The 23,781-nt window shown below is 70.9% G+C and carries 26 protein-coding genes; 12 read left to right on the top strand and 14 right to left on the bottom strand.

All coding sequences use genetic code 11. The features are described 5' to 3' along the window. Positions 1–21 precede the first annotated feature (21 nt). The 4 genes from AB0399_RS11815 to AB0399_RS11800 all read right to left on the bottom strand — a co-directional run bounded on the left by AB0399_RS11815 (position 22) and on the right by AB0399_RS11800 (position 3,132). Entirely contained in the window at positions 22–687 is a 666-nt protein-coding gene (locus AB0399_RS11815; RefSeq protein WP_329365314.1) for a type 1 glutamine amidotransferase domain-containing protein, read from the bottom strand. A gap of 26 nt (positions 688–713) precedes the next feature. Then, on the bottom strand, positions 714–1,445 hold the full coding sequence (locus AB0399_RS11810; protein WP_329365315.1) for an HAD family hydrolase: 732 nt from the start codon (positions 1,443–1,445) through the stop codon (positions 714–716). 299 nt (positions 1,446–1,744) lie between these two features. Next, positions 1,745–2,290 (bottom strand): DJ-1/PfpI family protein, encoded by a 546-nt coding sequence (locus AB0399_RS11805; protein ID WP_366411137.1) that lies wholly within the window; start codon positions 2,288–2,290, stop codon positions 1,745–1,747. 74 nt (positions 2,291–2,364) lie between these two features. Further along, positions 2,365–3,132, bottom strand: a complete 768-nt coding sequence (locus AB0399_RS11800; RefSeq protein ID WP_329365319.1) for a cupin domain-containing protein — start codon at positions 3,130–3,132, stop codon at positions 2,365–2,367. A gap of 269 nt (positions 3,133–3,401) precedes the next feature. On the opposite strand from AB0399_RS11800, the gene AB0399_RS11795 reads away from it, so the two are divergent. The 4 genes from AB0399_RS11795 to AB0399_RS11780 all read left to right on the top strand — a co-directional run bounded on the left by AB0399_RS11795 (position 3,402) and on the right by AB0399_RS11780 (position 7,176). Next, entirely contained in the window at positions 3,402–4,202 is an 801-nt protein-coding gene (locus AB0399_RS11795) for a DJ-1/PfpI family protein (RefSeq protein ID WP_329365321.1), read from the top strand. A 27-nt stretch (positions 4,203–4,229) separates the two neighbouring features. Beyond that, positions 4,230–5,360: a ferritin-like protein gene (locus AB0399_RS11790; protein WP_366411136.1), complete on the top strand. Its 1,131-nt coding sequence runs from the start codon at positions 4,230–4,232 to the stop codon at positions 5,358–5,360. Positions 5,361–5,492: 132 nt separating this feature from the next. After that, entirely contained in the window at positions 5,493–6,275 is a 783-nt protein-coding gene (locus AB0399_RS11785; RefSeq protein ID WP_366411135.1) for an antibiotic biosynthesis monooxygenase, read from the top strand. A 208-nt stretch (positions 6,276–6,483) separates the two neighbouring features. Then, positions 6,484–7,176, top strand: coding sequence for an SDR family oxidoreductase (locus AB0399_RS11780; protein WP_329365326.1), 693 nt, complete (start codon positions 6,484–6,486; stop codon positions 7,174–7,176). A gap of 95 nt (positions 7,177–7,271) precedes the next feature. On the opposite strand, the gene AB0399_RS11775 is transcribed toward AB0399_RS11780, so the two are convergent. Together AB0399_RS11775 and AB0399_RS11770 are read right to left on the bottom strand one after the other, a co-directional pair. Beyond that, a complete protein-coding gene (locus AB0399_RS11775) occupies positions 7,272–7,622 on the bottom strand; it encodes a LysR family transcriptional regulator (protein ID WP_329365327.1) in 351 nt (116 codons plus the stop codon). A gap of 558 nt (positions 7,623–8,180) precedes the next feature. Then, positions 8,181–9,095 carry a LysR family transcriptional regulator gene (locus AB0399_RS11770; RefSeq protein ID WP_329365329.1) on the bottom strand — a complete coding sequence of 305 codons (915 nt, stop codon included), beginning with the start codon at positions 9,093–9,095 and terminating at the stop codon, positions 8,181–8,183. Between the two features lie 86 nt (positions 9,096–9,181). On the opposite strand from AB0399_RS11770, the gene AB0399_RS11765 reads away from it, so the two are divergent. Next, positions 9,182–10,558, top strand: coding sequence for an MFS transporter (locus tag AB0399_RS11765; RefSeq protein ID WP_366411134.1), 1,377 nt, complete (start codon positions 9,182–9,184; stop codon positions 10,556–10,558). Between the two features lie 161 nt (positions 10,559–10,719). Here AB0399_RS11765 and AB0399_RS11760 read toward each other — a convergent pair whose 3' ends face one another. Then, entirely contained in the window at positions 10,720–11,703 is a 984-nt protein-coding gene (locus tag AB0399_RS11760; RefSeq protein ID WP_329365332.1) for an aldo/keto reductase, read from the bottom strand. Between the two features lie 68 nt (positions 11,704–11,771). Here AB0399_RS11760 and AB0399_RS11755 point away from each other — a divergent pair, with 68 nt between their 5' ends. Further along, positions 11,772–12,620 carry a helix-turn-helix domain-containing protein gene (locus tag AB0399_RS11755; RefSeq protein WP_366411133.1) on the top strand — a complete coding sequence of 283 codons (849 nt, stop codon included), beginning with the start codon at positions 11,772–11,774 and terminating at the stop codon, positions 12,618–12,620. A 441-nt stretch (positions 12,621–13,061) separates the two neighbouring features. On the opposite strand, the gene AB0399_RS11750 is transcribed toward AB0399_RS11755, so the two are convergent. Continuing rightward, the gene (locus tag AB0399_RS11750) at positions 13,062–13,697 is read right to left on the bottom strand and encodes a helix-turn-helix domain-containing protein (RefSeq protein WP_366411132.1); all 636 of its coding nucleotides are present in this window, start codon (positions 13,695–13,697) and stop codon (positions 13,062–13,064) included. Positions 13,698–13,868: 171 nt separating this feature from the next. Here AB0399_RS11750 and AB0399_RS11745 point away from each other — a divergent pair, with 171 nt between their 5' ends. Next, on the top strand, positions 13,869–14,606 hold the full coding sequence (locus AB0399_RS11745; protein WP_366411131.1) for an SDR family NAD(P)-dependent oxidoreductase: 738 nt from the start codon (positions 13,869–13,871) through the stop codon (positions 14,604–14,606). A 218-nt stretch (positions 14,607–14,824) separates the two neighbouring features. On the opposite strand, the gene AB0399_RS11740 is transcribed toward AB0399_RS11745, so the two are convergent. After that, positions 14,825–15,040, bottom strand: a complete 216-nt coding sequence (locus AB0399_RS11740; RefSeq protein WP_329365338.1) for a 4-oxalocrotonate tautomerase family protein — start codon at positions 15,038–15,040, stop codon at positions 14,825–14,827. A gap of 193 nt (positions 15,041–15,233) precedes the next feature. Next, on the bottom strand, positions 15,234–16,016 hold the full coding sequence (locus AB0399_RS11735) for an SDR family oxidoreductase (protein ID WP_366411130.1): 783 nt from the start codon (positions 16,014–16,016) through the stop codon (positions 15,234–15,236). 187 nt (positions 16,017–16,203) lie between these two features. Here AB0399_RS11735 and AB0399_RS11730 point away from each other — a divergent pair, with 187 nt between their 5' ends. After that, positions 16,204–17,058, top strand: a complete 855-nt coding sequence (locus tag AB0399_RS11730) for a helix-turn-helix transcriptional regulator (RefSeq protein ID WP_329365341.1) — start codon at positions 16,204–16,206, stop codon at positions 17,056–17,058. A 529-nt stretch (positions 17,059–17,587) separates the two neighbouring features. Here the strand turns inward: AB0399_RS11730 and ychF are convergent. Next, entirely contained in the window at positions 17,588–18,676 is a 1,089-nt protein-coding gene (ychF, locus tag AB0399_RS11725; protein WP_329365342.1) for a redox-regulated ATPase YchF, read from the bottom strand. Positions 18,677–18,887: 211 nt separating this feature from the next. On the opposite strand from ychF, the gene AB0399_RS11720 reads away from it, so the two are divergent. Further along, positions 18,888–19,499, top strand: coding sequence for a DUF6542 domain-containing protein (locus AB0399_RS11720; RefSeq protein ID WP_366411129.1), 612 nt, complete (start codon positions 18,888–18,890; stop codon positions 19,497–19,499). Here AB0399_RS11720 and ppgK read toward each other — a convergent pair. Together ppgK and AB0399_RS11710 are read right to left on the bottom strand one after the other, a co-directional pair. After that, complete coding sequence (gene ppgK / locus AB0399_RS11715; RefSeq protein ID WP_328468643.1) at positions 19,420–20,157, bottom strand: polyphosphate--glucose phosphotransferase; 738 nt, start codon at positions 20,155–20,157, stop codon at positions 19,420–19,422. The two genes, AB0399_RS11720 and ppgK, sit on opposite strands and share 80 nt — an antisense overlap. 30 nt (positions 20,158–20,187) lie before the next feature. Continuing rightward, positions 20,188–21,183 (bottom strand): 4-hydroxy-3-methylbut-2-enyl diphosphate reductase, encoded by a 996-nt coding sequence (locus AB0399_RS11710; RefSeq protein ID WP_366411128.1) that lies wholly within the window; start codon positions 21,181–21,183, stop codon positions 20,188–20,190. Between the two features lie 59 nt (positions 21,184–21,242). Here AB0399_RS11710 and xseA point away from each other — a divergent pair, with 59 nt between their 5' ends. The 3 genes from xseA to AB0399_RS11695 are packed head-to-tail and all read left to right on the top strand — an operon-like array spanning position 21,243 to position 23,141. Continuing rightward, entirely contained in the window at positions 21,243–22,454 is a 1,212-nt protein-coding gene (xseA, locus tag AB0399_RS11705; protein ID WP_366411127.1) for an exodeoxyribonuclease VII large subunit, read from the top strand. A gap of 50 nt (positions 22,455–22,504) precedes the next feature. Further along, entirely contained in the window at positions 22,505–22,888 is a 384-nt protein-coding gene (locus AB0399_RS11700) for a cupin domain-containing protein (RefSeq protein WP_366411126.1), read from the top strand. Between the two features lie 10 nt (positions 22,889–22,898). After that, positions 22,899–23,141, top strand: a complete 243-nt coding sequence (locus tag AB0399_RS11695; RefSeq protein ID WP_366411125.1) for an exodeoxyribonuclease VII small subunit — start codon at positions 22,899–22,901, stop codon at positions 23,139–23,141. A gap of 81 nt (positions 23,142–23,222) precedes the next feature. Here the strand turns inward: AB0399_RS11695 and AB0399_RS11690 are convergent, their stop codons facing one another. Next, positions 23,223–23,759, bottom strand: coding sequence for a DUF4245 domain-containing protein (locus tag AB0399_RS11690; RefSeq protein ID WP_366411124.1), 537 nt, complete (start codon positions 23,757–23,759; stop codon positions 23,223–23,225). Positions 23,760–23,781 lie beyond the last annotated feature (22 nt).

The raw sequence follows: 23,781 nt of genomic DNA, 5'->3' as shown, positions 1-23,781 counted from the left end.
TGCCGGTGGGTTCGGATGCGGTCAGGCGCCGAACTGCTCCAGGATCAGCTCCGCCACCTTGGCCGCGCTGGCCGGGTTCTGCCCGGTGACGAGCCGGCCGTCGGCGACGGCGTGCTCGGCGAAGTTGTCCGTCTTGGTGAACTTCGCGCCCTTGTCGACCAGGGCCGACTCCAGCGCGAACGGAACGACACCGGTCAGGCCGACGGCCTCCTCTTCCTCGTTGGTGAACGCCGAGACCTGCTTGCCCTCCACCAGGTGGGAGCCGTCCGAGAGGGTGAGGTTGACCAGGCCGGCCGGCCCGTGGCAGACGGCGCCGACGATCCCGCCGTGCTCGTAGATCTCCGCGGCGAGCCGGGTGAGGACGGTCGCGTGGGGGAAGTCCCACATGGTGCCGTGGCCGCCGGCGAAGTAGACGGCCTGGTAGTCGCGGGCGCTGAGCGCGTCGGCCGACGGCGTGTCGGACAGGGCGTCGCCGTTGGCCGCCAGGAACTCCGCGGTCACGGTGTCATCGGGCTTGATCCCGTCGCGTGGCGGCTTCCCGCCGGCGACGGAGACGAAGGCGATGTCCCAGCCGGCGTCCTGGAAGACCCGGGCCGGGTGGGCGACCTCGGGCACGTAGAAGCCGGTGTTGCGACCGGTGTCGCCCAGCCGGCCGTGCGAGGTGAGTGCGAACAGTACCTTGGGCATGGCGAATGTCCTTCTGGTTACGGGGATCAGGCGGTCAGGGTGGTCAGTTCGGGCAGGTACACGCGCCGCTGCCTGCGGCTGATGGCCTGCTCGACGTGGTCGGGCGTGTGGTAGCCCCACCAGGCCCACAGGCTGGTGGCGCCGGTGTCGCGGACGGCCAGGGCGTTGGTGATGTGGTCGTCGATGAACGTCACGGCGGAGGACGGGAGTCCGTCGCTGAGGGCGATCTCCCGTACGGCCGCGCGTTTGTCGGAGCACTCGCCGACGACCTGCACCACGGTGTTCTCCAACTGGTGGTGGGCCAGGATCTCCCACACGCTCGCCGCGTCCTTGGCCGTCACGATCGAGGTGCCCCTGCCCTGGTGACGGCGCAGCAGTCGGTCCACGCCGGGGTAGACGGTGTGCATGTCCAGCCAGGCGTCCTTCTGCCGCGCGCGAAGCGCGGAGCGGACCGCGGTCGCGCCCCTGACGAGTCCGGCCAGCTTCGTGGGCGGGATACCCGTCAGCAGGAGGTCGTAGTCCTCGACCCCGCGGATGCTCTCGGCGGCGGTCTCACGGGCGGTCATGAAGTCGCCGAGGATGCGGGCGTAGCCGCGCACGGTGCGGAAGCGGGCCAGGAATCCGGCCGGCAGCGCGGCGACCAGTTCGTCGATCGGCTTGTCCGCCACGGTGTCGGGGTCGTGGTCGGCGTAGTACGTCACGAGGGCGCACTCGGTGAACGCGTCGGCGATGACGCCGTCGAAGTCGAGTATCAGCACGGTGTCTCCTAGTACCGCAACGGTGTGTGCCGTGACGGGCGGGCAGGTCGGGTGTCGGGGTTTTCACGGGGGTGCGGCCGGGGTCGGGTCGTGGGCTGGTGGGTTGGACGCGGTGCATGGGCGGTTCGTGCACCGGTTGCACCGCTTCCACCGGTCGGAGCCGCGGAAGTCGGCGCCGGCGGGTTTCCTGCCCACCCGTCACGGCAAGCGCCGACGCGGTACCAGAGGGTGCACGGGGGCGGGCGCCGGACCGGGGTGGGAGACGCCCGTCCCCGTGCGAGGCGGCGGGGGCCCGGAACTCAGGCCGCCGCCACCTGGTTCTTGGCGACGGTCTCGAAGACCAGTTGCATGAACTTGCCCACGTAGGCGTAGTACGAGCAGGTGATGATGTGGCCGTCCACGATCACGTCGGAGTCGACGACGTCCGCGCCGGCGTTGATCACGTCGTCGCGCAGCCCGATGTAGGCGCAGGCCCTGCGCCCCTTGAGGACACCGGCGGAGACCATGATCCACGGGCCGTGGCACAGACCGGCGACGACCTTCTGCCGGGCGTCCATGGTGCGCAGGAACTCCAGCACGTGCGCGTCCTGGCGGACACGGTCCGGGGCTTCGTGGCCGCCGGTGAGGATCACCGCGTCGTAGGTGTCCGCGTCGAGCTGGTCAAAGGAGACCAGCGGCTTGGCGGTCTTGTCCATCGGCAGCGGTATACCGTACTTGCCGACCACGTGGGCGCCGTTCTTGGTGGCCACGTCCACCGTCCAGCCCTCCTCGATGAGCCGGTAGTAGGTGTAGACGACGTCGTGGTCCTGGAAGCCGGGACCGGTGATGATGACGGCACTGGGCATGATCGGTGTCCTTCTCTCTGGGTCGGGTCTGCGGGCCGGGTCCCTGCGGCAGGTCGCTGCGGCAGGGCACCGGGTCAGGCGGAGTTGGCGATGGAGAGGTAGTACTGGTCGAGCGTGGGACGCCGTAGGTCGCTCCGGACCGGAACGAGGATGTCGATCTCGCCGGTGACGACACCGGTGAGCCCGAGCGCGATGTGGAACAGGTCCTGCTCCTGGCGCCGGTAGAAGATGTCCATGCCGGCCCGGATGGAGAACGCGAACTCCGCCCCCGGGCTGCGGTCGCGGAGCCGGGCCTGCGGCAGGTAGGAGATCGGCTTGGCCGGCAGGTCCGGGGACTCGGTGTAGTCCTGCTCGTAGGCGGTGCCCTGCCGGTCGTAGTTGTCGCGCAACCGGATCAGGTCGAACTTGTTCCGCGGTGCCTCGACCTCGATGAGCCACAGCGGTTCGGGACCCAGGCTCCTGGACGAGTGGAACGCGCCCCCGCCGATCCGCAGGATCGTGCCGGCGGAGAGCGGGACCTGCCCGGTGAGCGTGTCCGTGACCCCCTCTCCCGCCAGGCACAGGAGGTAGGTCAGCTTGCGGGGGTGGACGTGCATCGACGTGGATTCGCCCGAGTTGATCCTCAGGTTCCACACGTCGATGAAGTCGTCCACGAAGACGCGGTACTCCAGCCCCCACGGCTTCGGGATGACCTCGTTCAGGTGCTCGTCGTCGTCCAGGTGCTCGTTCGCCACGCGGGAACCCTTGCGGACCGCCTCGTTAAGTGCGGCGAAGTCGCGAGGGCCGGGGTCGATCCGCACCAGCAGGTCGGCCGGCTGCGTCTCGCGCATCATCTCGGACATGCGCTGCTCGTCCTATCTGTCGGTCGGTTGGTGAACCCCCCGGTCCGAGAGTGGACGCTAGACGGCCGACCGAGGCGGGCTCAAATAGCGGGAGCGTCAGTCCCCGATAACCGCCGCGTGGTCCCCGGAAGTCGCAATGCCCATCCCCGCGCATTCTTATTTGTTGGCCGGTCGGATCGTGCGGCAGGGTTCCTTTCCGAAAGGCGCCGGCCCTTCCCCGCAAGCAGCGGTCATCGGCGTCCTCACCGACTCGACAGGGGAGAAAAACCGTGACTACACCCATGCCCGCCCGCGGTCGCCAGGCCGCACCACGGAACAACGCGCCCGTCCAGATCAACTCGATCGGTGTGCTGGGCTACGAGTCCTGCTCCGAGCAGGACACGATCACCCCGCTGGAGATCTTCAAGGGGGCCGCGATGGTCCTCAACGGCGGGATCGCCCCCTGGCAGCGGGAATCCGCCAACCGCGACCTGGACGTCAGGTTGGTCTCGCTGGAGCCGGGCGTCGTCAAGATGCAGATGGGCACCAACGTTGTGGCGGACTCCGTGCTCAACGACGACGAGCTCTTCGACATCCTCTACATCCCCGGCGGCGTCGGCTCCGGCGCGCTGTTGACCAACGACCGGGTGCAGAAGCTGATCCGCCGGCACCACGAGGCCGGCAAGGTCATCGCCGCCAACTGCTCCGGCGTGGGCGTGATCGCCCGCTCCGGCATCGTCAACGACGAGCCGCTGACCTGCGTGGCCGCGGTGGCGCGCGGGCTGCGCGGCGAGGGCTTCAACGTCTCGAAGGCCCGCCACATGTGGATCGCCAACCCCGCCTCGCGGATCTGGACGTTCACCGGTTCCTACGGTGTCAACGGCGGCGCGGTCGCCCTGGTGGCGCACTACTTCGGCCGCGAGGTCGGAACGATCGTCTCGATGATGTTCGACACGCTCGGCGGGATCGGCGACGTGATCTTCGAGGAGACCGGGCCGGAGTTCTTCCAGAACCCCTCGCTGGAGGAGTCGTTCCAGGACTTCTTCCAGCCCATGCTCTACCCGCCGCTGGACGAGAACGCGGAAGCCTGACCCGACCCGCAGACCTGGAGCCGTCACATGCCCACGCCCGTCGAACTCCGAGACCTCAGCTGGATACGCGGCGCCCTGCAGACCGCGATCGCGCTGGAGCACGCCACCATGCCGCTGTACTGCGCGGCCATGTACTCGCTGGAAGTACAGAACTACCCGTCGTACAACACCATCCGCAGCGTGCTGATGGAGGAGATGGTCCACATGGCCATCGCCTCCAACATGGTGGCCGCGCTCGGCGGCAGTCCCGACATCAAGGGGTTGAACCCGCCGTATGCGGGGCGGGGCGGGCTGCCCGGGGGCACCGCCCCGGACCTGCGGCCCCGGCTGGCGAAGCTGTCGAACGCCAGCCTGGAGTCCTTCATGCGGCTGGAGGCCCCGGAGTTCATGCTCAACTCACGCCAGCGCGGCTCGGCCTACCCCACGATCGGCTCCTTCTACGACGCCGTGCGGGAGGCCGTCGTCCGCAACGCGGACGCGGTGGAGCTGGCGGTGCGCCGCGGCGGGCCGGCCAACCAGGTCGGCGGCAACCTGGGCTATCCCACGTTCGAGAAGGATGACAAGGACCCGGTGGGCTCGTTCCTGCGGGCCCTGGACATCATCACCGAACAGGGCGAGGGGCAGGGCGTGGGCACGGTGGAGACCGTGAAGGAGGACTTCCAGAAGGAGGGATCGCACTACGCCCGCTTCGCCGAACTGCGCTACGGGCGCCGGTACGTCCCGCAGGACGGCGTCTCCATCACCCGCGAGACCGAGCCCGATTTCTTCAGCGGTGAGGAGATCGCCTGGCCCGTCGTCATCAACACGCTGGCCGTGCCGGCGGACGGCTACGAGGCGGTACTCGCCCTCGACCCGCGGGAGGCCGAGGTGCGCAAGGAGCTTGACGGCTTCGACGACGCCTACACCCAGATGCTGGTGGCGCTGGACACCTCGTGGAACGGGCCGGTGGAGACCTGGTGGCCCTCGCTGGGCGCCGCCGTGACCCAGATGGACCAGATGCGGGTCCGCTCGTGCTTCACCATCATGCGCAACCAGATCCCCCCCACCGCGGTGGCGCGGCTGGCGGAGCTGTACCCCGAGGAGTTCCGGGCGCTGGACCACTACACCGACCTGGCCGAGCCGGTCTTCTACGGACCGCGCTTCCTCAACACCCTGTGAGACACCCCGTGACACGCCTGGTGGCGAGCCGGGACGGGCAGCCTCGACCGCTCCCCCGCCCAGCAGAGCCGCGCCGAGCCCGCCGGGCCTGACCCGGCACGCACCCACCCGACCCCTGGAAGGAATCCCATTGTGACGATCACCGCGACCGCACGCCAGATCATCAAGCCCGGCACCGAGTCACGCCTCGACGCGCTGATGGCCCAACTGGAGCGGGACATCCGCGCCAACGAGCCAGGCTGCCTGCGCTTCGACTACGTCGTCTCCGCGGACCGGCCCGGCGAGCGCCTGGTCATCGAGGAGTACGCGGACGAGAACGCCCTGGAGGCCCACAAGCACACCGACTACCTGGCGGCCTTCATACCCCGGCTCCTGGAGTGCCTGGAGGAGCCGCCGGCCGTGGAGGTGTACCGGCCGGCGGAGGCCAAGCCGGTCCTGCCCGCGTCCTGCTTCCACATCGGCGTCGTGGTGCCCGACCTGGCCAAGGCCGTGGAACAGTACACGGAGTGGTTCGGCATCGAGTTCGCCGAACCCGCCACCTTCGAGATCCCGTACCTGGAGCAGGGCGGCACGGGCGCCCCGGGCAAGATGACCGCTGCCTTCTCCCGCACCACGGAGCCGCAGTACGAACTCATCCAGGCCGACGGCGACGGCATCATGTCCGTCGAGCACGCCGGGAAGGTCCTGTACTACGGCGTGTGGGAGCCCGACATGGCGGCCCGCGTGGCGTGGTTGGAGGCGTCCGGCATCGGCGTGGACGCGTACTTCCGACCCGCCGAGGGCGAGACTCCGTTCGCCCTCATCACCGCTCCCGACCTGATGGGCGTGCGCATCGAGTACGTGGGGATCGAGGACAAGCCGGCAATCGCGGAGTGGGTCAACACCGGTCGCTATCCTGGGCTTCAGGGACGCTGACCGGTTCCCGCACCGTTCAGCACCGCCGGGAAAGCACGTTGACGCATCATCAGCTGTTCGCGTCCACACCGACCGCCGCCGTTCGGAGTGTGTGACGACGGCCGTCCCGACCCGTCAGGGCCCTGGGGCGGCCGTGTCGCATGGATCGGCGGCGACGCTCACCGCGAGCGCCCACCACGAACTCCCACCACGAACGAGGAGAGCAACGATGGCCAACGTCACCCTGATCACCGGTGGCAGTTCGGGGATCGGCGCCGCGACCGCCCGCAGGCTGCTGAAGGAGGGTCACATGGTGGCGATCACCGGCCGGGACCCGGAGAAGCTGAGCGACTTCGCGGCTGAGCAGGACGCCGGGCACGACCTGATCACCATCCCCGGGGACACCTCGGACCCGCACGACGTGCAGACCGCGGTCAGGACGACCGCCCAGGCGTGGGGCCGCCTGGACAACGTGATCGTCAACGCCGGCTTCTCCCTCCCCGGCACCCTGGCCGACCACGTGCCCGAGGCCATGCGGGCCATGCTGATGACCAACGTGCTCGGGCCCGCGCTGGTCATCCGGGAGGCGCTGCCGTACCTCAAGGACACCCGGGGGCGCATCGTCATCGTCGGATCGGTGGCGGGGGTCAAGAACACGCCCGGCAACTTCTACTCCGTCACCAAGTGGGCCGCGCACGCCCTGGCGGAGAACACGCGGATGGCCGTCACCAACGACGGCGTCGGCGTGACGCTGATCGCGCCCGGCAAGGTGGACACCCCGTTCTGGGACCACCGCGGGGGCACGCCGGAGGGCCCCGCGCTGACCGCCGAGAACATCGCCGAGAGCATCCTCTTCGCCCTCAACCAGCCCGAGGGGATGGACGTCAACCACATCCAGATGCGGCCCATCGGCCAGGTCTGACCGGGCCGTTCACGGCCGGAGGCGTCGGACCGGCCCCGGCACGCGACACGCCGCCGTCCAGCACGAAGTGGACGGCGGCGTGTACGTACCGTGGCTCAGCAGACCTCAGGCGAAGGATGCACGGCCGGCCTCCCCACCGCGCGCCCTTGCTTCATCACCGCCTGCTTGACTTCGCGGACCTCCGCGTTCGCCTTCTCGACGGAACGCAGGATCGGTCCCAGTCGTGCCTGGAGCAGTGCTCCGGCCGAGGTGAGTTCGATCGGCCGCCGATCCCGGTGAAAGAGTTCGGCTCCGAGGGATCGCTCCAACTCCTTGATCTGGCTGGTCACCGTGGATTGGGCGCAGTGGAGCTTCTCGGCGGCCTTGGTGAAGCTGAGTTCGTTCGCCACTTCGCGAAATGCCATCAGATGATAGACCTGCAAGTTTCCCCCATGGTCGGTCGCCATTGATTCCAGGATGCGAGGCCCGGAATCACGGGGCGGGACGCGGAGGGGCATGCGCCCGTCGGGCGCGCGGCGGTCGTCGTCGGTCGCCGCTGAAGGTTCCATGTGCACGATCAAGACAAGCCCCCGTTGCTGTGTGCCCCCGCGTAGCGGGGGTTCCAGTCACGCTTGACCCGAATACGATAAACCTTCCGCAAGGTATATCGCAAGGATTATTCAAATGCCTCCGACTGCATCCGGCCCTATAGCACAGGGGGCAGTCGGAGGAATCCGAAAAAGGTGATGAACCACATAGGGGATCGTCGCAACCCGCAGGTCGCCCGGGGCGTCGCCGACGGAAAACCGACCAAATGACCTTTCTGGATTCACTTCGGCAACAAAGCTCTCTGCTTTCACTGCGGCATCAGAGAATGCTCCGTGTCTGACATTGTCGGACCGTGTCGGGGTGTGTCGGGCCGGGCTCGGCGGTTGTGAGCCGTCCCTGGACCGCCCGACCGTCCGGCGCCCCTGGACCGCCCGACCGTCCGGCTCCCCGGGCCGCCTCCGGGCGCCCCGGTGGTCTCAGGCCGTCTCGGCGAGGGGGCGGGACGGCGGCTGGTGGCGGCGGGCCAGCCGCAGCACGGCCTGCATGGGCGCCTCGGCCGGGCCCAGCCCCGTCCGCCAGCGCGCCTCGATGCTCACCGGCGCCAGCCCCTCGCGCACGTCCAGCTCGACCAACTCCCCGTCCTCGAGGTCGCCGACGACGGACAGGTGCGGCATCAGGGCGACGCCGCGGCCGTGGCAGGCGAGCCTGCGCAGCGCCGCCAGCGACCCCGTGACCATGCTGACGCAGGTCCGCGAGGTGAGGTCCTGCCCGAAGCGGTCGACGAGCATCTGCGAGGTGCAACCAGGCTCGGCGATCAGGAACTCCGCCTCCAGCAGCATCCCCTGGGAGATGCGCGGCACCTTGGCGAGCGGATGGCCCGGGCCGGCGACGAGGACGGTGCGGTCATGGCCCACGACCGCGTGCGGCCCTATGGTCGGTACCCCGTTGTCGAACACGAAGACCAGGTCGAGCCGGCCGGCGGCGAGGTCATCCTCCAGTTGCGCCCGCCGGGCGACCACCATGCTCACCTCGGCGGCGCCCTCGGGGCCGGCCGCCCCCTGGGCCAGGGCGGCGAGGATGTCCGGCAGCCACTCGCCGGCCAGGGTCTCCAGTGCCCCGATGCGCAGCCGCGGCCGGCCGCTCCGCACCACCCGGCGCATCTCGTCCTCAAGGTTCAGCGCCTCGCGGGCGTAGGGCAGCAGCCGCTGCCCCTCCTCGGTCAACGCCGCCCCGGCGTTGCTGCGGTTGAACAGGCTCGCGCCCAAGTCGCGCTCCAACCGCTGTAGTTGAACGCTCAGCGTGGACTGCGCGTAACCCAGCCGCTCGGCTGCTGCGGAGATGCCCCCGAGGTCGGCGACGCTGACGAAGGCGCGAAGATGTCGTTGGTCCACTTCTCCATGATGCCATCGAGAAGTCCGATGGCGCCATCGAAAAGACAGCCTGGTCGCACCCCGGCGGACTTCGCGACGCTGATGCCATGACTCTGACCAGTGGCAAGACTCCCGTCGTGGACGAACCCGCACGGAGGGGCCCGAACGGCCACTTCGCGGGCATCGTGGTCGGCAACTTCCTCGTGCTGCTCGACACCTCGATCCTCAACGTCGCCCTGCCGGACGCACGGCACGACCTGCACGCCTCCGCGGCGGCGCTGCCCTGGGCGGTGGACGCGTACACCGTCGTCTTCGCCGGGCTGCTGCTGGCCGCGGGCGCCGTCGCCGACCGGTGGGGGCCGCGCCGGATCTACCGCAGCGCGCTCGCCGCATTCGGCGTCATCTCGCTGCTGTGCGCCCTGGCGCCCAACGTGGGCACCCTGATCGGCGGACGGGCGCTGCTCGGCGTCGCGGCGGCCGGGCTGGTCCCCGCGTCCCTCGGCCTGCTGGCCGCCCTGTTCCCGGATGCCGCGCAGCGGTCCCGCATGATCGGCGCCTGGGCCGCCATCAGCAGCATCGGACTCATCCTGGGGCCGGTGCTGGGCGGCGCGCTGGTCGAACTCGGCGGCTGGCGGCTGGTGTTCCTCGTCAACCCGCCGATCGCCTTCGCCACGCTGCTGCTGGCGCGCGGACTGAGTGGGCACCGGCCGCAGAACGAGCCGAGGCCGGTGGACCGCGCGGGGCTGCTGCTGTCCGTCGCCGGGCTGAGCGCGCTCACCTTCGGACTGGTGGACGCGGGCACCTCCGGGTGGGGCCGGCCCGCTCCGCTGCTGGCCCTGGGCGGCGCCCTGATCGCCTTCGTGCTGCTGGTCGTCGCCGAACGGCGGGCCGAGGCCCCGATCCTGCCGCCGGCGCTGATCGGGCTGACCCGGGTCAAGGCCGACCTGATGGCCGGCGCCATGGCGTCCTTCGTCTTCTACGGCGTGCTGTTCGCGCTTACCCAGTGGATGGTCCTGGAGCGCGGCCTGTCGGCCCTGCAGACCGGCCTGGCTTTCCTCCCGATGACGCTCCCCATGTGCTTCATGCCGTTCTACGCCGGACGGATCGTCGCGCGTGCCGGCGCCCGGCCGGTGCTCCTCGCCGGCCTCGGCCTCGACGTGGTCTCCGGACTCCTGCTCGCCCTCTCCGGGACGCACACGCCGCTGGGGATGATCATCGGCATGCAGGTGGTGCTCGGCTTCGGCAGCACCCTCGCCATCCCCGCGGCCACCGCCGACATGGCGGGCGCCGCCCCCTCCCACCTGGCCGCGACGGGACAGGGCGCGCTCAACGCCGGACGCCAGGCGGGGTCCGCGCTGGGCGTCGCCGTGCTCGGCACCCTGTCCACCCTGCACGACTCCGGGATCGTGCTGGCCGCGGGTGCCGTCCTCGCCTTGGGCGTCGTCGTCCTCGCCCGGCCGCGACCGGTGCCGGCCACCGCGTGACAGCGGCCGTACCGGACGGACAGCCGCACGCGCGCGAGTGCCGGCCCACCATCACGGTGGGCCGGCGCGGGCACGGGCACGTCCGGCACGTTCGGCACGTCGGGCACGTCGGGCACGTCCGAGCGGACCGGCCGGACCGGCCGGTCGGACCGGGCAACGCGTCAGACCGGGGTCCGCACCACGCGGTGCGCGGCGAAGGACTGGCGGTCGCCCACCCACGCGTCGCGCGGGGCGACCGCCTCCAGCCGGTCGAGGTCGTCCTGGGACAGCTCGACGTCGGCCGCCTTGGCGTTCTCCTCGACCCGCTCGGCCCGGCGCGTCCCGGGGATCGGGACGACGTCGTCGCCCTGCGCGAGCAGCCAGGCGAGCACGAGCTGAGCGGGCGTCACCCCGCGCGCCGCGGCCAGCGACCGCACCTCGGCGACGATCGCCTCGTTCTGCTTGAGGTTCTCGGCCTGGAACCGGGGGTCGTTCTGCCGGAAGTCGCCGGCCCCGAAACCGTCCACGCTGACCGGCCCGGCCAGGAAGCCGCGGCCCACCGGACTGTACGGAACCATCCCGATGCCCAGCCGGCGGGCCGTGGGCAGCACGTCGTCCTCGATGTCGCGCCACCACAGCGACCACTCGTACTGCGCGGCGCTGATCGGGTGGGTGGCGGCGGCCCGTTCGAGTTCCTCGGGGCTCGCCTCCGACAGCCCGAGGTGGCGGACCTTGCCCTCGGCCACAAGCTCGGCCATTGCCCCGACCGTCTCCTCGATCGGGACCTGCGGGTCGACGCGGTGCTGGTAGTACAGGTCGATGCGGTCCGTCCCGAGCCGGGCCAGCGAGGCTTCGCAGTGGCGCCGGACGTTCTCCGGGCGGCCGTCGACCCGGACCCCCTCCGGGCTGCGGACGATCCCGAACTTGGTGGCCAGCACGACCTGGTCGCGCCGGCCGGCCAGGGCTTTGCCGAGCAACTCCTCGTTGTGGCCGCTGCCGTAGCTCATCGCCGTGTCCAGGAAGGTGACCCCCTGGTCGACGGCGCGCTGCAGGACCGCGATCGACTCGGCGTCGTCGGCCGCTCCGTAGCCCTGGGACATCCCCATGCAACCGAGTCCGACAGCGGATACGGTGAGCCCTTCCGGCCCGATGATTCGATTGTCCATGCGGTCACCGTAACCGCGTCCCCCAGCGCCATCCATAGGACGTCTTTCCTAGTAACGAGAGTGCCAGGATGCCCCATACGGTGACCCCGGCAAGGGAGTTGGGCGATCTGCTCCGCTCCCGCCGCGAACGGCTCCAGCCCTCCGACGTCGGCCTCCCACCGGGCACCCGGCGCCGGACCCGCGGCCTGCGCCGCGAGGAGGTGGCCCAGCTCGCGTCCATCTCCGCGACCTACTACGCCTTCCTGGAACAGGGCCGCGAGGTACGGCCCTCCCGGCAGGTCCTCGACGCGCTGGCTGCGGCGCTGCGACTCGACGTGTGCGAGCGGGCCCACGTCCACCAACTCGTCCACGGCGCCCCGCCGGAACCGGAGCAGACCTCCGCCGCCATGGAGACGCTTCCGCCCGCCGTCGTCTCCCTCGTCGACCGGCTCGACCCGTGCCCTTCCTACGTCACCGGCAGGCACTGGGACGTGCTGGCGTCCAACCGGGCCGCCCGGGTGCTCTGGACCGACTGGCCGGAGCGGCCGCCGCAGACCCGCAACATGCTCTGGTGGATGTTCGCGGACCCGGAGGCCCGGCGGATCGTCGTCGACTGGGAGGAGGAGGCGTCGGCGCTGCTCGGACGGCTGCGCACGGCCGCGGCCAGGCACCCGGGTGACCCCGGCTTCGCCGACCTGCTCGAACGCCTCCACGCGGTGAGCCCGGAGGTGCGGGCATGGTGGCCGCAGCACAAGGTCGACACCGTCGGCTCGGGCACGAAGCGGCTGCGTCATCCGGAGCTCGGCGAGTTCACGCTCCACCACGTCGTGCTCCAACTCGCGGACAACCCCGAGCACAAGGTCGTCACCTGCACCCCCTCCCCGCAGGACCGCCCCCGCGTCGAAGCCCTCCTCCGCCGCCCCCGCCCCACCCCCTGATCACTGGCCCCCCGAACCCGCCGCCGACTTCCCGAGCAGTGCGTTGCGCCCGCACTCCGCTGGGCGAGCGTGACGTGGCCCCCGGCCGCGGTGCGGTCGGGGGCCACGTCTGCCCTGGTGGGCAAGTGCGGAGGATACGAGATTCGAACTCGTGAGGGGCCGTCCCCCACACGCCTTCCCACTCTTCGTCCGCGGCCGGAACCGGCGGCTCCGTATGGACGGTCGCCGTGATCCGTGCGGTGAAGCCGATGCCTTGCCAGGCCCTCCTGCCGGTGCCTCGGCCCGAGGAGCGCGGCCACGTCGAACCAGCGGGAGGAGCCGATCGCGTCGCCGAACGGATCTGTGGGCGGTGCGATGCGGTGCGGTGGCCGGTCCGGTCCCCGACGTCCGCACGACGCGGGAGCGTGCCACGCGGCGCAGGACGACGGCGGCGTCCGCAGGTCAGCTCTTGCCGGAACGCCCACCGAGGTGCAGCTCCCCCGGTGGATGCGGCAGTTCGCGAGCGCCGGTGACGCGGAGCCCGTCCAGGGCCAGTTCAAGGTAGCGGCGCCACGCCTGCGGCTGTGCGGCCAGCAAGGGCGCTGCCGTTTGGTGGATGCCCGCGAGCAGCAGCACGATGTCCGTGCCCGTGACGTCGCCGCGGACGGTTCCCTGCTCCTGCGCCCGGCCCGTGAGCGCCTCGGCCGCGTCGCAGAGGCGGCCGATCGCGTCCCGGACGCCGGCATGGTCCAGTGACGGGCGCCCGATCACTTCGCAGAACGCACGGTCGGCGGCCAGGGCCTCGATGCCGTCGGCCATGAACTCCACCAGTGCCGCATCCGCGTCGTCGGCCTCGGCAAGGCGCTCCGCCGTGCTGGTCAACCGGTCGACGAGCTGCAGCATGATCGCCGCAAGCAGGTCTTCCTTCGACGCGAAGTGCCGGAACACCGTGCCTTTGGCCAGGCCGGCGCGCTGGGCGATCTCGCCCATCGACACGTCCGTCCCCAGCTCCGCGAACGCCTCCGTCGCGACCTGAAGCAGAACGCGCCGATTGCGCACCATGTCCGCCCGCCGACCCGCGGTGGCCATCTCGCTCATACGCACCTCTCATCCGGCGAGTACGAGCCTACCAGCAACATGACTGGGTGGTCATTTTTGGTGTAAGGTCAAAATGACCCAGCGGTCATTTTCTGCCCGGGTCAACCGCTGCGTGGCGTCAAGACGCCTGGCGGGCCACCACCTCTCACCACGCATCCATCGGAGGAAGACATGAGCACCACCCTCGACGGAAAGGTCGTCCTGGTCACCGGCGCCTCCTCGGGCATCGGACGGGCCACCGCACTCGCCCTGGCCGAAGCCGGCGCCAGGGTGGCGGTCGGGGCCCGCCGGGCCGATCGACTGAAGTCGCTCGCGCAGGACGCCCTCGGGGAGATGCTGGTCCTGGAGCTCGATGTCACGGACCGCGCGTCCGTGCAAGACGCGGTCACGGCGACCGTCGAGCACTTCGGCGCGCTCGACGCCCTCGTGAACAACGCCGGCGTCATGCTCAGCGGACCGATCCTGAACGCGGACACCGCCGAGTGGACGCGCATGATCGACACCAACCTCCTCGGATCGATGTACACGGCCCATGCCGCCCTGCCCCACCTGCTGGAGAGCAAGGGCGCCGTGGTGCAGGTCTCCTCGACATCAGGGCGCACCGCATCTGCCGGCGGAGGCGTCTACGCCGCAACCAAGTTCGGCATCACCGCCTTCTCGGAAGCCTTGCGGCAGGAAGTCACCGCGCAGGGCGTACGCGTCGTCGTCATCGAACCCGGAATGGTCGCGACCGAACTGGCCACCCACATCACCGACCCCGCCATGCAGGCCCTCGCCAGGAACTACGCCGACTCCATGCGGACCCTTCAGCCCGAGGACATCGCCGGCGCCGTCCTGTATGCGCTCACCCAGCCCGAGCACGTCGCCGTCAACGAGATCCTGATCCGTCCGACCGACCAGACCCGCTGACGACGGTGCGCGGAATGGCGTGACCTGCTGCCGGCAGCCGTTGAGACGGCGCTCCGACCAGGTGCTTGCGCGTTGGCATGCGTCGGCGTTCGGCCTGACGCCATAGTGATCGACGTCGGTACTGCCGTCCCCGATCCGGCCGACCGGGTGGCGGCCCGGTCGGGGCTGGGGCCGGTCGCGGCGACGGTTTGACCCCAGCCGTGGATCATCCCGGGTCGTCAGTCTTCGGTGGGCTGCTGGAGCATGGACAGGGTCAGGACGTTGCCGCCGATGCCCCAACCGCCGTCGATGACCTCCTCGACCAGGACCATGGTGTTGGCCCGGGCGCGTTCGCCGTAGATCTCGACGTACAGCTCGGTGGTACGGGTGACGATCGTCTCCTTCTGCTTCTCGTCGAGGGTTCCGGCAGGGACTTTGAAGTTCGCGAACGGCATGGTGGTTCTCTTTCGGTTTGTGGTTACGGGGAAGCGCCTGCGGTGAGCAGGTCGTCCAGCCCGACGCGGCGGAAGGACTCGGCGCGGACGCCGGCGGCGATCGCGGAGAGGATCGCGGAGAGGACTTCACCTCCGTCGGGGCTGGGGTCCGTGGGGGCGTATCAGCCGGGGGCCGACACCGGGCACGGGGCCGTCAGATGATGCCGCCGTTGGGGCGGATGATCTGGCCGTTGATCCAGTGGCCGGCCGGGGAGGCGAGGAAGGCGACGACTTCGGCGATGTCGGCGGGGGTACCGAGGCGCTCCAGTGGGGGCTGGGCGGCCAGCCGGGCGATGGTCTGATCGTCCTTGCCGTCGAGGAACAGATCGGTGGCGGTGGGGCCGGGGGCCACGGCGTTGACGGTGATGTTCCGGCCGCGCAGCTCCCGCGCGAGGATGAGCGTGAGTGCTTCGACGGCGCCCTTGCTGGCGCTGTAGGCGCCGTAGCCGGGGAAGGCCAGGCCCACCACGGACGTGGAGAAGGTGACGAACGCGCCACCGCTGCGGATCTTGCGTGCGGCCTGTTGGGCGACGACGAAGGTCCCGCGGATGTTGGTGCGGTGGAGCGCGTCCAGCTCCGCCAGGTCCAGTTCGGCGATCGGTGCCAGCAACACCCGGCCGGCCGCGTGGACGACGACGTCGACGCCGCCGAACTCGGCCTCCGCGGTGGCGAACAGAGCGGAGATCTGCTGCTCGTCGGCGACGTCCGCCTGGACACCGATCGCTCTGCCGCCGCCGGCGGTCACGTCCTTGACGGCGGCCTCGGCCAGTTCGCGGTTGCCCGCGTAGCCGACCACGACGGCGAATCCGTCGGCGGCCAGTCGGCTCACCGTCGCGCGGCCGATCCCGCGGGAGCCGCCCGTGACGATGGCGACGCGGAGCCGATCGGCGCGGGGATCGGGCGTGGCGTGGCGGTCCACGGGTTCCTGGGCAGACATGAACACTCCTGCTGGAGGTGCGGGAAAGGGGATGCCGCGACAGAGGGATCACGGCCAGGGGCGTCGGTGCGGTGCCCCGCTCGTGGCTCCAGAGTGGTTCGGCGTGCCCGCCCCAGCCAGGGCTGTCCGCACCCAGGGGTTGCCATCCCCTGGCTCGCGTCCACCGGTGGGCGCGACGATAGGAGACGTGAACCATTCCGAACTCGCCGCGTTCCTCAAGTCCCGGCGCGGCCGGGTCCGCCCGTCCGACGTCGGCCTGCCCACCGGCCCGCGGCGCCGGGTGCCCGGTCTGCGGCGCGAGGAGGTAGCCCATCTGGCCGGGCTGTCCGCGGACTACTACACCGAGCTGGAACGCGGACGCGGCGCCCAGCCCTCGGCCCAGGTCCTGGCCGTGCTGGCCCGGGCGCTGCGGCTGAACGGCGACGAACGCGACCATCTGTTCCACCTCGCCGACCGTCCGATCCCCCCGGCGGCGCACGGCCCGACCGCACATGTCCAGCCTGGTCTGCTCGGCCTGCTGGACCAGCTCACCACCACTCCTGCCCAGGTCATCACCGACCTGCACGAAACCCTCGTCCAGAACCCGCTGGCCGCCGCACTCGTGGGCCGGCCCCCGGCACTGCGCGGTCTCGAGGCGAGCTTCGTCCACCGCTGGTTCACCGACCCGCAGGCCCGGACCCTCTACCCGCCCGAGGACCACCCCCACCACTCCCGGGTCTTCGTCGCCGACCTCCAGGCGGTCGCCGCCCGCCGCGGCAGCGACACCGAGGTGACCCGGATGGTCGCCGTGCTGCGCGGACGCAGCCGGGAGTTCGCCACCCTGTGGGACACCCACGACGTCGCCCTCCGGCGAACCGACCACAAACGCATAGTCCATTCCGCCCTGGGCGTCATCGAGCTGGACTGCCAGAGCCTGTTCAGCGAGGACGGACGCCAGCGCCTGCTGTGGTTCAGCGCCCCACCCGGCACCGAGGGCGCGGCCCAGCTGAGCCTGCTCTCCGTCATCGGCACGCAAGATATGACAACGTCCACGCCCGCATGAAGGGCACGGGACGATGACCGACCTGCCGACCGGCTCCGCCCACATCGACGCGACGACCAACGGAGCGCAGCCCGGACGGCGCATCGTGTTCACCCGTTGACCGGCACCCCGCCACGGCGCACACACGGCGACGTCGCCGTTCAGGCTGCTGCCGGCCCGTGCACCGCTCCCCCTCCGACCCCGTGGACCTGACGCTCCTGTGCGGCCCCACCGTGGACGTCCTCAAGACGTCTCACCTGCGAAAACGCGGTTCTGCGAGGCTCAAGCCAGCACAGAACCAGCACGGGAAGGCAAGGCCCCCGCTCAAGCCTGCGGTCGATCCGGCGGATCAGCGCTTCAATAGCGCGGCACGTGAAAGCGACACTCCACGTTCGCCCGTACACCCGGGCGGTTGAAGCGACCGCCGCGAGGCGCCCAGAAGCCGGCACCGAGCCGGCACCGGAACGCAGAAGGGTCGGACTCGCCCGAGTCCGACCCCTTCCGACCTGCACATTCGACGAAATCAGCGCACATGCAGCAAATGATGCGGCTACACGTTGAAGCGGAACTCCACCACGTCGCCGTCCTGCATGACGTAGTCCTTGCCCTCCATGCGGGCCTTGCCCTTCGCGCGGGCTTCGGCGACGGAGCCGGTGGTCACGAGGTCGTCGAAGGAGATGACCTCGGCCTTGATGAAGCCCTTCTGGAAGTCGGTGTGGATCACGCCCGCCGCCTCGGGGGCGGTGGCGCCGCGCTTGATGGTCCAGGCGCGGGACTCCTTGGGGCCGGCCGTGAGGTAGGTCTGGAGCCCGAGGGTGTTGAAGCCGACCCGGGCGAGGGTGGCGAGCCCGGGCTCCTCCTGGCCGACGGACTGGAGGAGTTCGAGGGCCTCGGCGTCGTCGAGTTCGGCCAGGTCTGCTTCGAGCTTGGCGTTGAGGAAGATCGCCTCGGCGGGGGCGATCAGGGCGCGCTGCTCGTCCTTGAACGCCTCGTCGGTGAGCTCGTCCTCGTCGACGTTGAAGACGTAGAGGAACGGCTTCGTGGTGAGCAGGTGCAGCTCGTGCAGGAGGGCGCCCTGCTCGGTGTCCTTCGTGATGCCGTGGGCGAAGAGGGTGTCGCCGGCGGCGAGGATCGTCTGCGCGGCCTCGGCCGCGGCCAGCACCTTCGCCTTGTCCTTCTGCATCCGCGATTCCTTGGTCAGGCGCGGGATCGCCTTCTCCACGGACTGCAGGTCGGCGAGGATCAGCTCGGTGTTGATCGTCTCGATGTCGTCGCGGGGCGAGACCTTGCCGTCCACGTGGACCACGTTCTCGTCCTTGAAGGCGCGGATCACCTGGCAGATCGCGTCGGACTCCCGGATGTTCGCGAGGAACTTGTTGCCCAGGCCCTCGCCTTCCGAGGCACCGCGGACGATGCCGGCGATGTCGACGAAGTCCACGGTGGCGGGGAGCACCCGGGCCGAGTCGAAGATCTCGGCGAGCCGGTGCAGCCGGGGGTCGGGCACGCCGACCACGCCGATGTTGGGCTCGATGGTGGCGAACGGGTAGTTGGCCGCCAGCACGTCGTTCTTGGTCAGGGCGTTGAAGAGCGTCGACTTGCCGACATTCGGCAGGCCGACGATTCCGATGGAGAGCGACACGTGACGACTTCCCGTGGGCAGGAGGTGGGGGCTGGCGCCGACCAGTCTACGGGCCGCCGCACCACCGGCGGGACGCCCACCCGACCACCGTCCACCACCCCCGCGTCAATCCCGCCTCACTCGAACGGAGCACTTCGAACAGAGGGCCCAGGCGAGCGAATCCGCGTGTCCCGGACCTGCGCGACCAGCGCAACCCGCCTACGTTGAGTAGGTGGAGCAACACACTGCGCGTACGAGCACCACCGCCCGCCAGGTCCCCGCCGCCCTCCCGTCGAAGGCGGCGCCGGCAGCCTCGGCGGCGGCGTCCGGATCGACCGCGGCCTCGGCCACGACATCCGCGTCCGCGCCGCCCCGGCCGAGCAACCGGCTCGCGGCGGCCGCGCACCGGCTGCGGACCCTGCCCCGCCCCCGCCCCCGCCTGACCGGCCTCGGCACGGGCGCCCTGACCACCGTGGTGACGGTGCTCGGCGGGGCCGTCGACTCGCTGCTCTTCGACGGCCCCGGCGTCCTCTTCGGGCTGGTCTTCATCGCCGTGTGCATCGCCGCGGCGGTGTACGTCCGGCCGTACGACCTGGTCGCGGCGCCGGTGGCGGCGCCCATCGCGTTCGCGGTGGGCATCACCCTGACGGCCGACAGCGGCGACGGCAGCCTGCTCGGGCACGTGGTCGGGGTCTTCACCGGCCTGGCCCTGATGACCGGCTGGCTCTACACCGGTACGGTGCTCGCCGCCGCGATCGTGGCGGTCAGAGCTTTGCGGCAGCCATCGCGGCGCCGACGATCCCCGCGTTGTTCTGCAACTCCGCGGGGACGATCTCCGCGCTGATCCCGTGGATCAGCGGCAGGAACTTGTCGGGTTTCCGGCTCACCCCGCCGCCGATCACGAACAGGTCGGGCGAGAAGAGCATCTCCACGTGCGCGAGGTACTTCTTCAGCCGGTGCGCCCAGTGCTCCCAGCTCAGATCCTCGTCCTCACGGGCCTTGACCGACGCGCGCTTCTCCGCGTCGTGGCCGTGCAGCTCCAGGTGGCCCAGCTCGGTGTTGGGCACCAGGTGCCCGTCCACGAACAGCGCGCTGCCGATCCCGGTGCCGAGGGTGAGCAGCATGACGGTGCCGCCGCGGCCGCGGCCGGCCCCGAAGGTCATCTCGGCGACGCCCGCGGCGTCCGCGTCGTTGAGGATCACCACCGGAAGGCTCAGCCGCTCGCTGATCAGCTTCCGCGCGTCCACGCCCACCCAGCCGCTGTCCATGTTGGCGGCGGTGCGGGTCACGCCGTCCACCACGACGCCGGGGAAGGTCACGCCGAGCGGGCCCTTGTGGCCGAAGTGCTCGACCACCTCGGCCACGCCCTCGACGACACCCTCCGGTGTCGCCGGCTGCGGGGTGGGCACCTTGTGCCGCTCGTCCGACAGGTCGCCCCGGTCGAGGTCGACCGGAGCGCCCTTGATTCCCGTACCGCCGATGTCCACACCGAACATGTTCATGGCCCCCAGGTTAAAGGTGGGTGGAACCGCTCACCTCTTGGCCGATTCCCGCTCGACGGCCTCCGCACGCAGATCCCGGCGCAGTTCCTTCGGCAGCGAGAACTGGATGGACTCCTGCGCGGAGGTCACCACCGACACGTCGTCGAAGCCGCGGGCGGCCAGCCACTCCAGCACCCCGTCGACCAGCACCTCCGGCACGGACGCGCCCGAGGTCACGCCGACCGTGCGCACGCCCTCCAGCCAGCCGTCCTCGCACTCCTCGGCGAAGTCCACCAGGTACGACGCGCCGGCGCCGGCCTGCAGCGCGACCTCGACCAGCCGGATGGAGTTGGAGGAGTTGCGGGAGCCGACCACGATCACCAGGTCGGCGTCGGCGGCGATCTGCTTCACCGCGACCTGGCGGTTCTGCGTGGCGTAGCAGATGTCGTCGCTCGGCGGCGAGACCAGCCGCGGGAAGCGCTCCTTGAGGGCGTCCACGGTCTCCATCGTCTCGTCGACCGAGAGCGTGGTCTGCGAGAGCCAGACCACCTTGGACTCGTCGCGCACCTTCACCTTGGCCGCGTCGGCGGGGCCGTCGACCAGGTGCATGCGCTCGGGCGCCTCGCCCATGGTGCCGACGACCTCTTCGTGGCCCTCGTGGCCGATGAGCAGGATGTCGTAGTCCTCGCCGGCGTAGCGGACGGCTTCCTTGTGCACCTTGGTGACCAGCGGGCAGGTCGCGTCGATGGAGGCGAGGCTGCGCTGGGCGGCCTCCTCGTGCACGACCGGGGCCACGCCGTGCGCGGAGAAGATCACGATCGCGTTCTCGGGCACCTCCTCCGTCTCGTCGACGAAGACGGCGCCCTTCTTCTCCAGGGTCTGCACCACGTACTTGTTGTGCACGATCTGCTTGCGGACGTAGACCGGGGCGCCGTACTGCTCCAGCGCCTTCTCGACGGTGATGACGGCACGGTCCACACCCGCGCAGTACCCGCGGGGGGCGGCGAGGAGGACACGGCGGGTGGAGTCAGAGGTCATGCGGTCCATCGTACGGGGCCGCCTCCGGGGCGGGGTGGGGTGTCGGCGGGGCGCACTAAGGTGCGGGTATGGCTCTGAACACCTCGGCGGAAGCGCCGATTCCGGTCGGCGAGGTGTCGCGGCTGATCGGCGGGTGGATCGACCGGCTCGGCGCGGTGTGGGTGGAGGGCCAGATCACGCAGCTCTCCCGCCGCCCGGGCGCAGGGGTGGTGTTCCTGACGCTGCGCGACCCGTCGCACGACACGTCGTTGTCCGTGACCTGCTACCGCGCGGTGTACGAACAGGTGGCCGACGTGGTCGGCGAGGGCGCGCGGGTCGTGGTGCACGCCAGACCGGAGTGGTACGGACCGCGGGGCACGCTGTCGCTGCGGGCGAGCGAGATCCGGCCGGTCGGGATGGGCGAACTGCTGGCGCGGCTGGAGCAGTTGAAGAAGTCGCTGGCGGCCGAGGGGCTCTTCGCGGCGGACCGCAAGCGCCCGCTGCCGTTCCTGCCCGGGCTGATCGGCCTGGTGACCGGCCGCGCCTCGGCCGCCGAGCGGGACGTACGGGAGAACGCGCGGCTGCGCTGGCCCGCCGTCCGCTTCGAGGTGCGGAACGTCCCCGTGCAGGGCGCGGCCGCGGTCCCCCGGGTGGTCGAGGCGGTGCAGCAGCTCGACGCCCATCCGGAGGTCGACGTCATCGTGGTGGCGCGCGGCGGGGGCAGCGTGGAGGACCTGCTGCCGTTCTCCGACGAGCGGCTGGTGCGGGCGGTCGCGGCGTGCGGCACCCCGGTGGTCTCCGCGATCGGGCACGAGCCGGACACGCCGCTGCTCGACCTGGTCGCCGACCTGCGCGCGTCCACCCCCACGGACGCCGCCAAGCGGATCGTGCCGGACGTGCGGGAGGAGCTGGCCCGCGTCCAGTTGGTACGGGACCGGGCGCTGCGGGTGCTGCGCGGCATCCTCGACCGGGAGGAGCGCGGCCTTGAGGCGGCGCTCAGCCGTCCCGCCCTCGCGGCGCCGTACCGGATGGTCGAGCAGCGCGAGGCGGAGGTCGCCGACCGGGTGGACCGGGCCCGGCGCACCCTGGGGCACCTGCTCGACCGGGCCGACGCCGACCTCACCCACACCCTCGCCCGCGTCGTCGCCCTCTCCCCCGCGGCCACCCTCCGCCGCGGCTACGCGGTCCTCCAGCGCGAGGACGGCGCGGCGGTCCGCGACCCGGCCGAGGTCGCCGACGGCGACACGCTGCGCGCCCGCGTCGCGGAGGGCGACTTCACGGTGCGGGTCCAGGGGAACTGAAGCGCGAACCGAGCGGAAGAGGGCGGGCTGATGCCGGAAGAGGGCGGGCGATGAAGGACGAGCGCGAGTTCCACGACACGGCGGGGGTGCCGTGGCGCGCGGCCGAGGGCGCGCCCGGGGTGAGCGAGCGGCCGCTGTCCGCCGGGCCCGATCCGGCGGTCGAGCAGACCCGGCTGGCCCGTTGGGAGCCCGGGCTCGACACCTCCGCGGCGGGCGTGATCCGGCACCCCTACTACGAGGAGGTGTACCTGCTGGAGGGCGAGTTGGAGGACCTCACCCTCGGCCGCACCTTCACCGCGGGGCACTACGCCTCCCGCCCGCCGGGCATGCCGCACGGCCCCTACCGGACGAGGACGGGGTGCCTGATGCTGGAGATCCGGTCCCCGGAGCGACCTCGCTCCGCGCCGCCCGGGACTGTCCGCGGTACGCCCTAGGCTTGCGGGCATGGCAGACGAGGAATCCACCAGCGCCGTACTCGGCTACGAACAGGCCCGCGACGAGCTCGTGGACGTGGTGCGCCGCCTGGAAGCGGGTGGCGCGACCTTGGAGGAGTCGCTCGCCTTGTGGGAGCGGGGCGAGGAGCTGGCCAAGGTCTGCCGGCGCTGGCTGGAGGGCGCCCGGGCCCGGCTGGACGCCGCGCTGGCAGCGGAGGACCCCGAAGAGGCGGAGGGCGCCGAGCCCGAATAGCGCCCCATCCGCCCACGGCAAGGCCCCGCCCACGGCCAGGTCCGGCTCACGGCCTGAGGGCGCCGGCGGGCCGGAAGCCGCTTACGGCTTGAGGGTCGCCGCGAAGCGCTGGAGCTGGGCGTCCGGCGCCGTACCGAGCACCACCGTGGTGACGCCCTTCTCCTCGCGCACCAGCGCGTCGTAACGCCCGCCGGTGTAGTACTGCCAGCTCGTCCCGCCGACCGCGACCGTACGCCCTGCGTCGCGGTGCGCGTTGATCGTCACCTGGCTGATGAACCCGGTCGGGTCGCCGTTGGACTGCTCCAGCGCCACGTACTGCTGGTCGGGGTCGATGAAACCGAGGTGCCAGGTCACGTTGCGGCGGTCGCCCGCGGAGTACGTGACGGAGGTGGCGTGCCACTTCGCGCTGAGCCCTTCGGGGCCGGCCACCGGGTAGGGCGCGTCCCGCCTCGCCTGCTTCAGCTCCACGCTGTACCCGACCGTCTCCGTCTTGACCGGGGTCTCCTTGGAGTCGTGCGGGATGAACAGATAGATCAGGTAGACGACGACCCCGAGCACGAGCATCGACAGGACCAGGTCCCGGATCGTCTTGTTGCCACCACGCTTGTCCGCTGCCACGCGCCCTATCGTCCCCCATGGG

The organism is Streptomyces sp. NPDC088194, assembly GCF_040702025.1.
GTDB lineage: Bacteria > Actinomycetota > Actinomycetes > Streptomycetales > Streptomycetaceae > Actinacidiphila.
The sequence above is the reverse complement of the archived record's forward strand: the minus strand, read 5'-3'. Positions and strand labels throughout refer to the sequence as shown.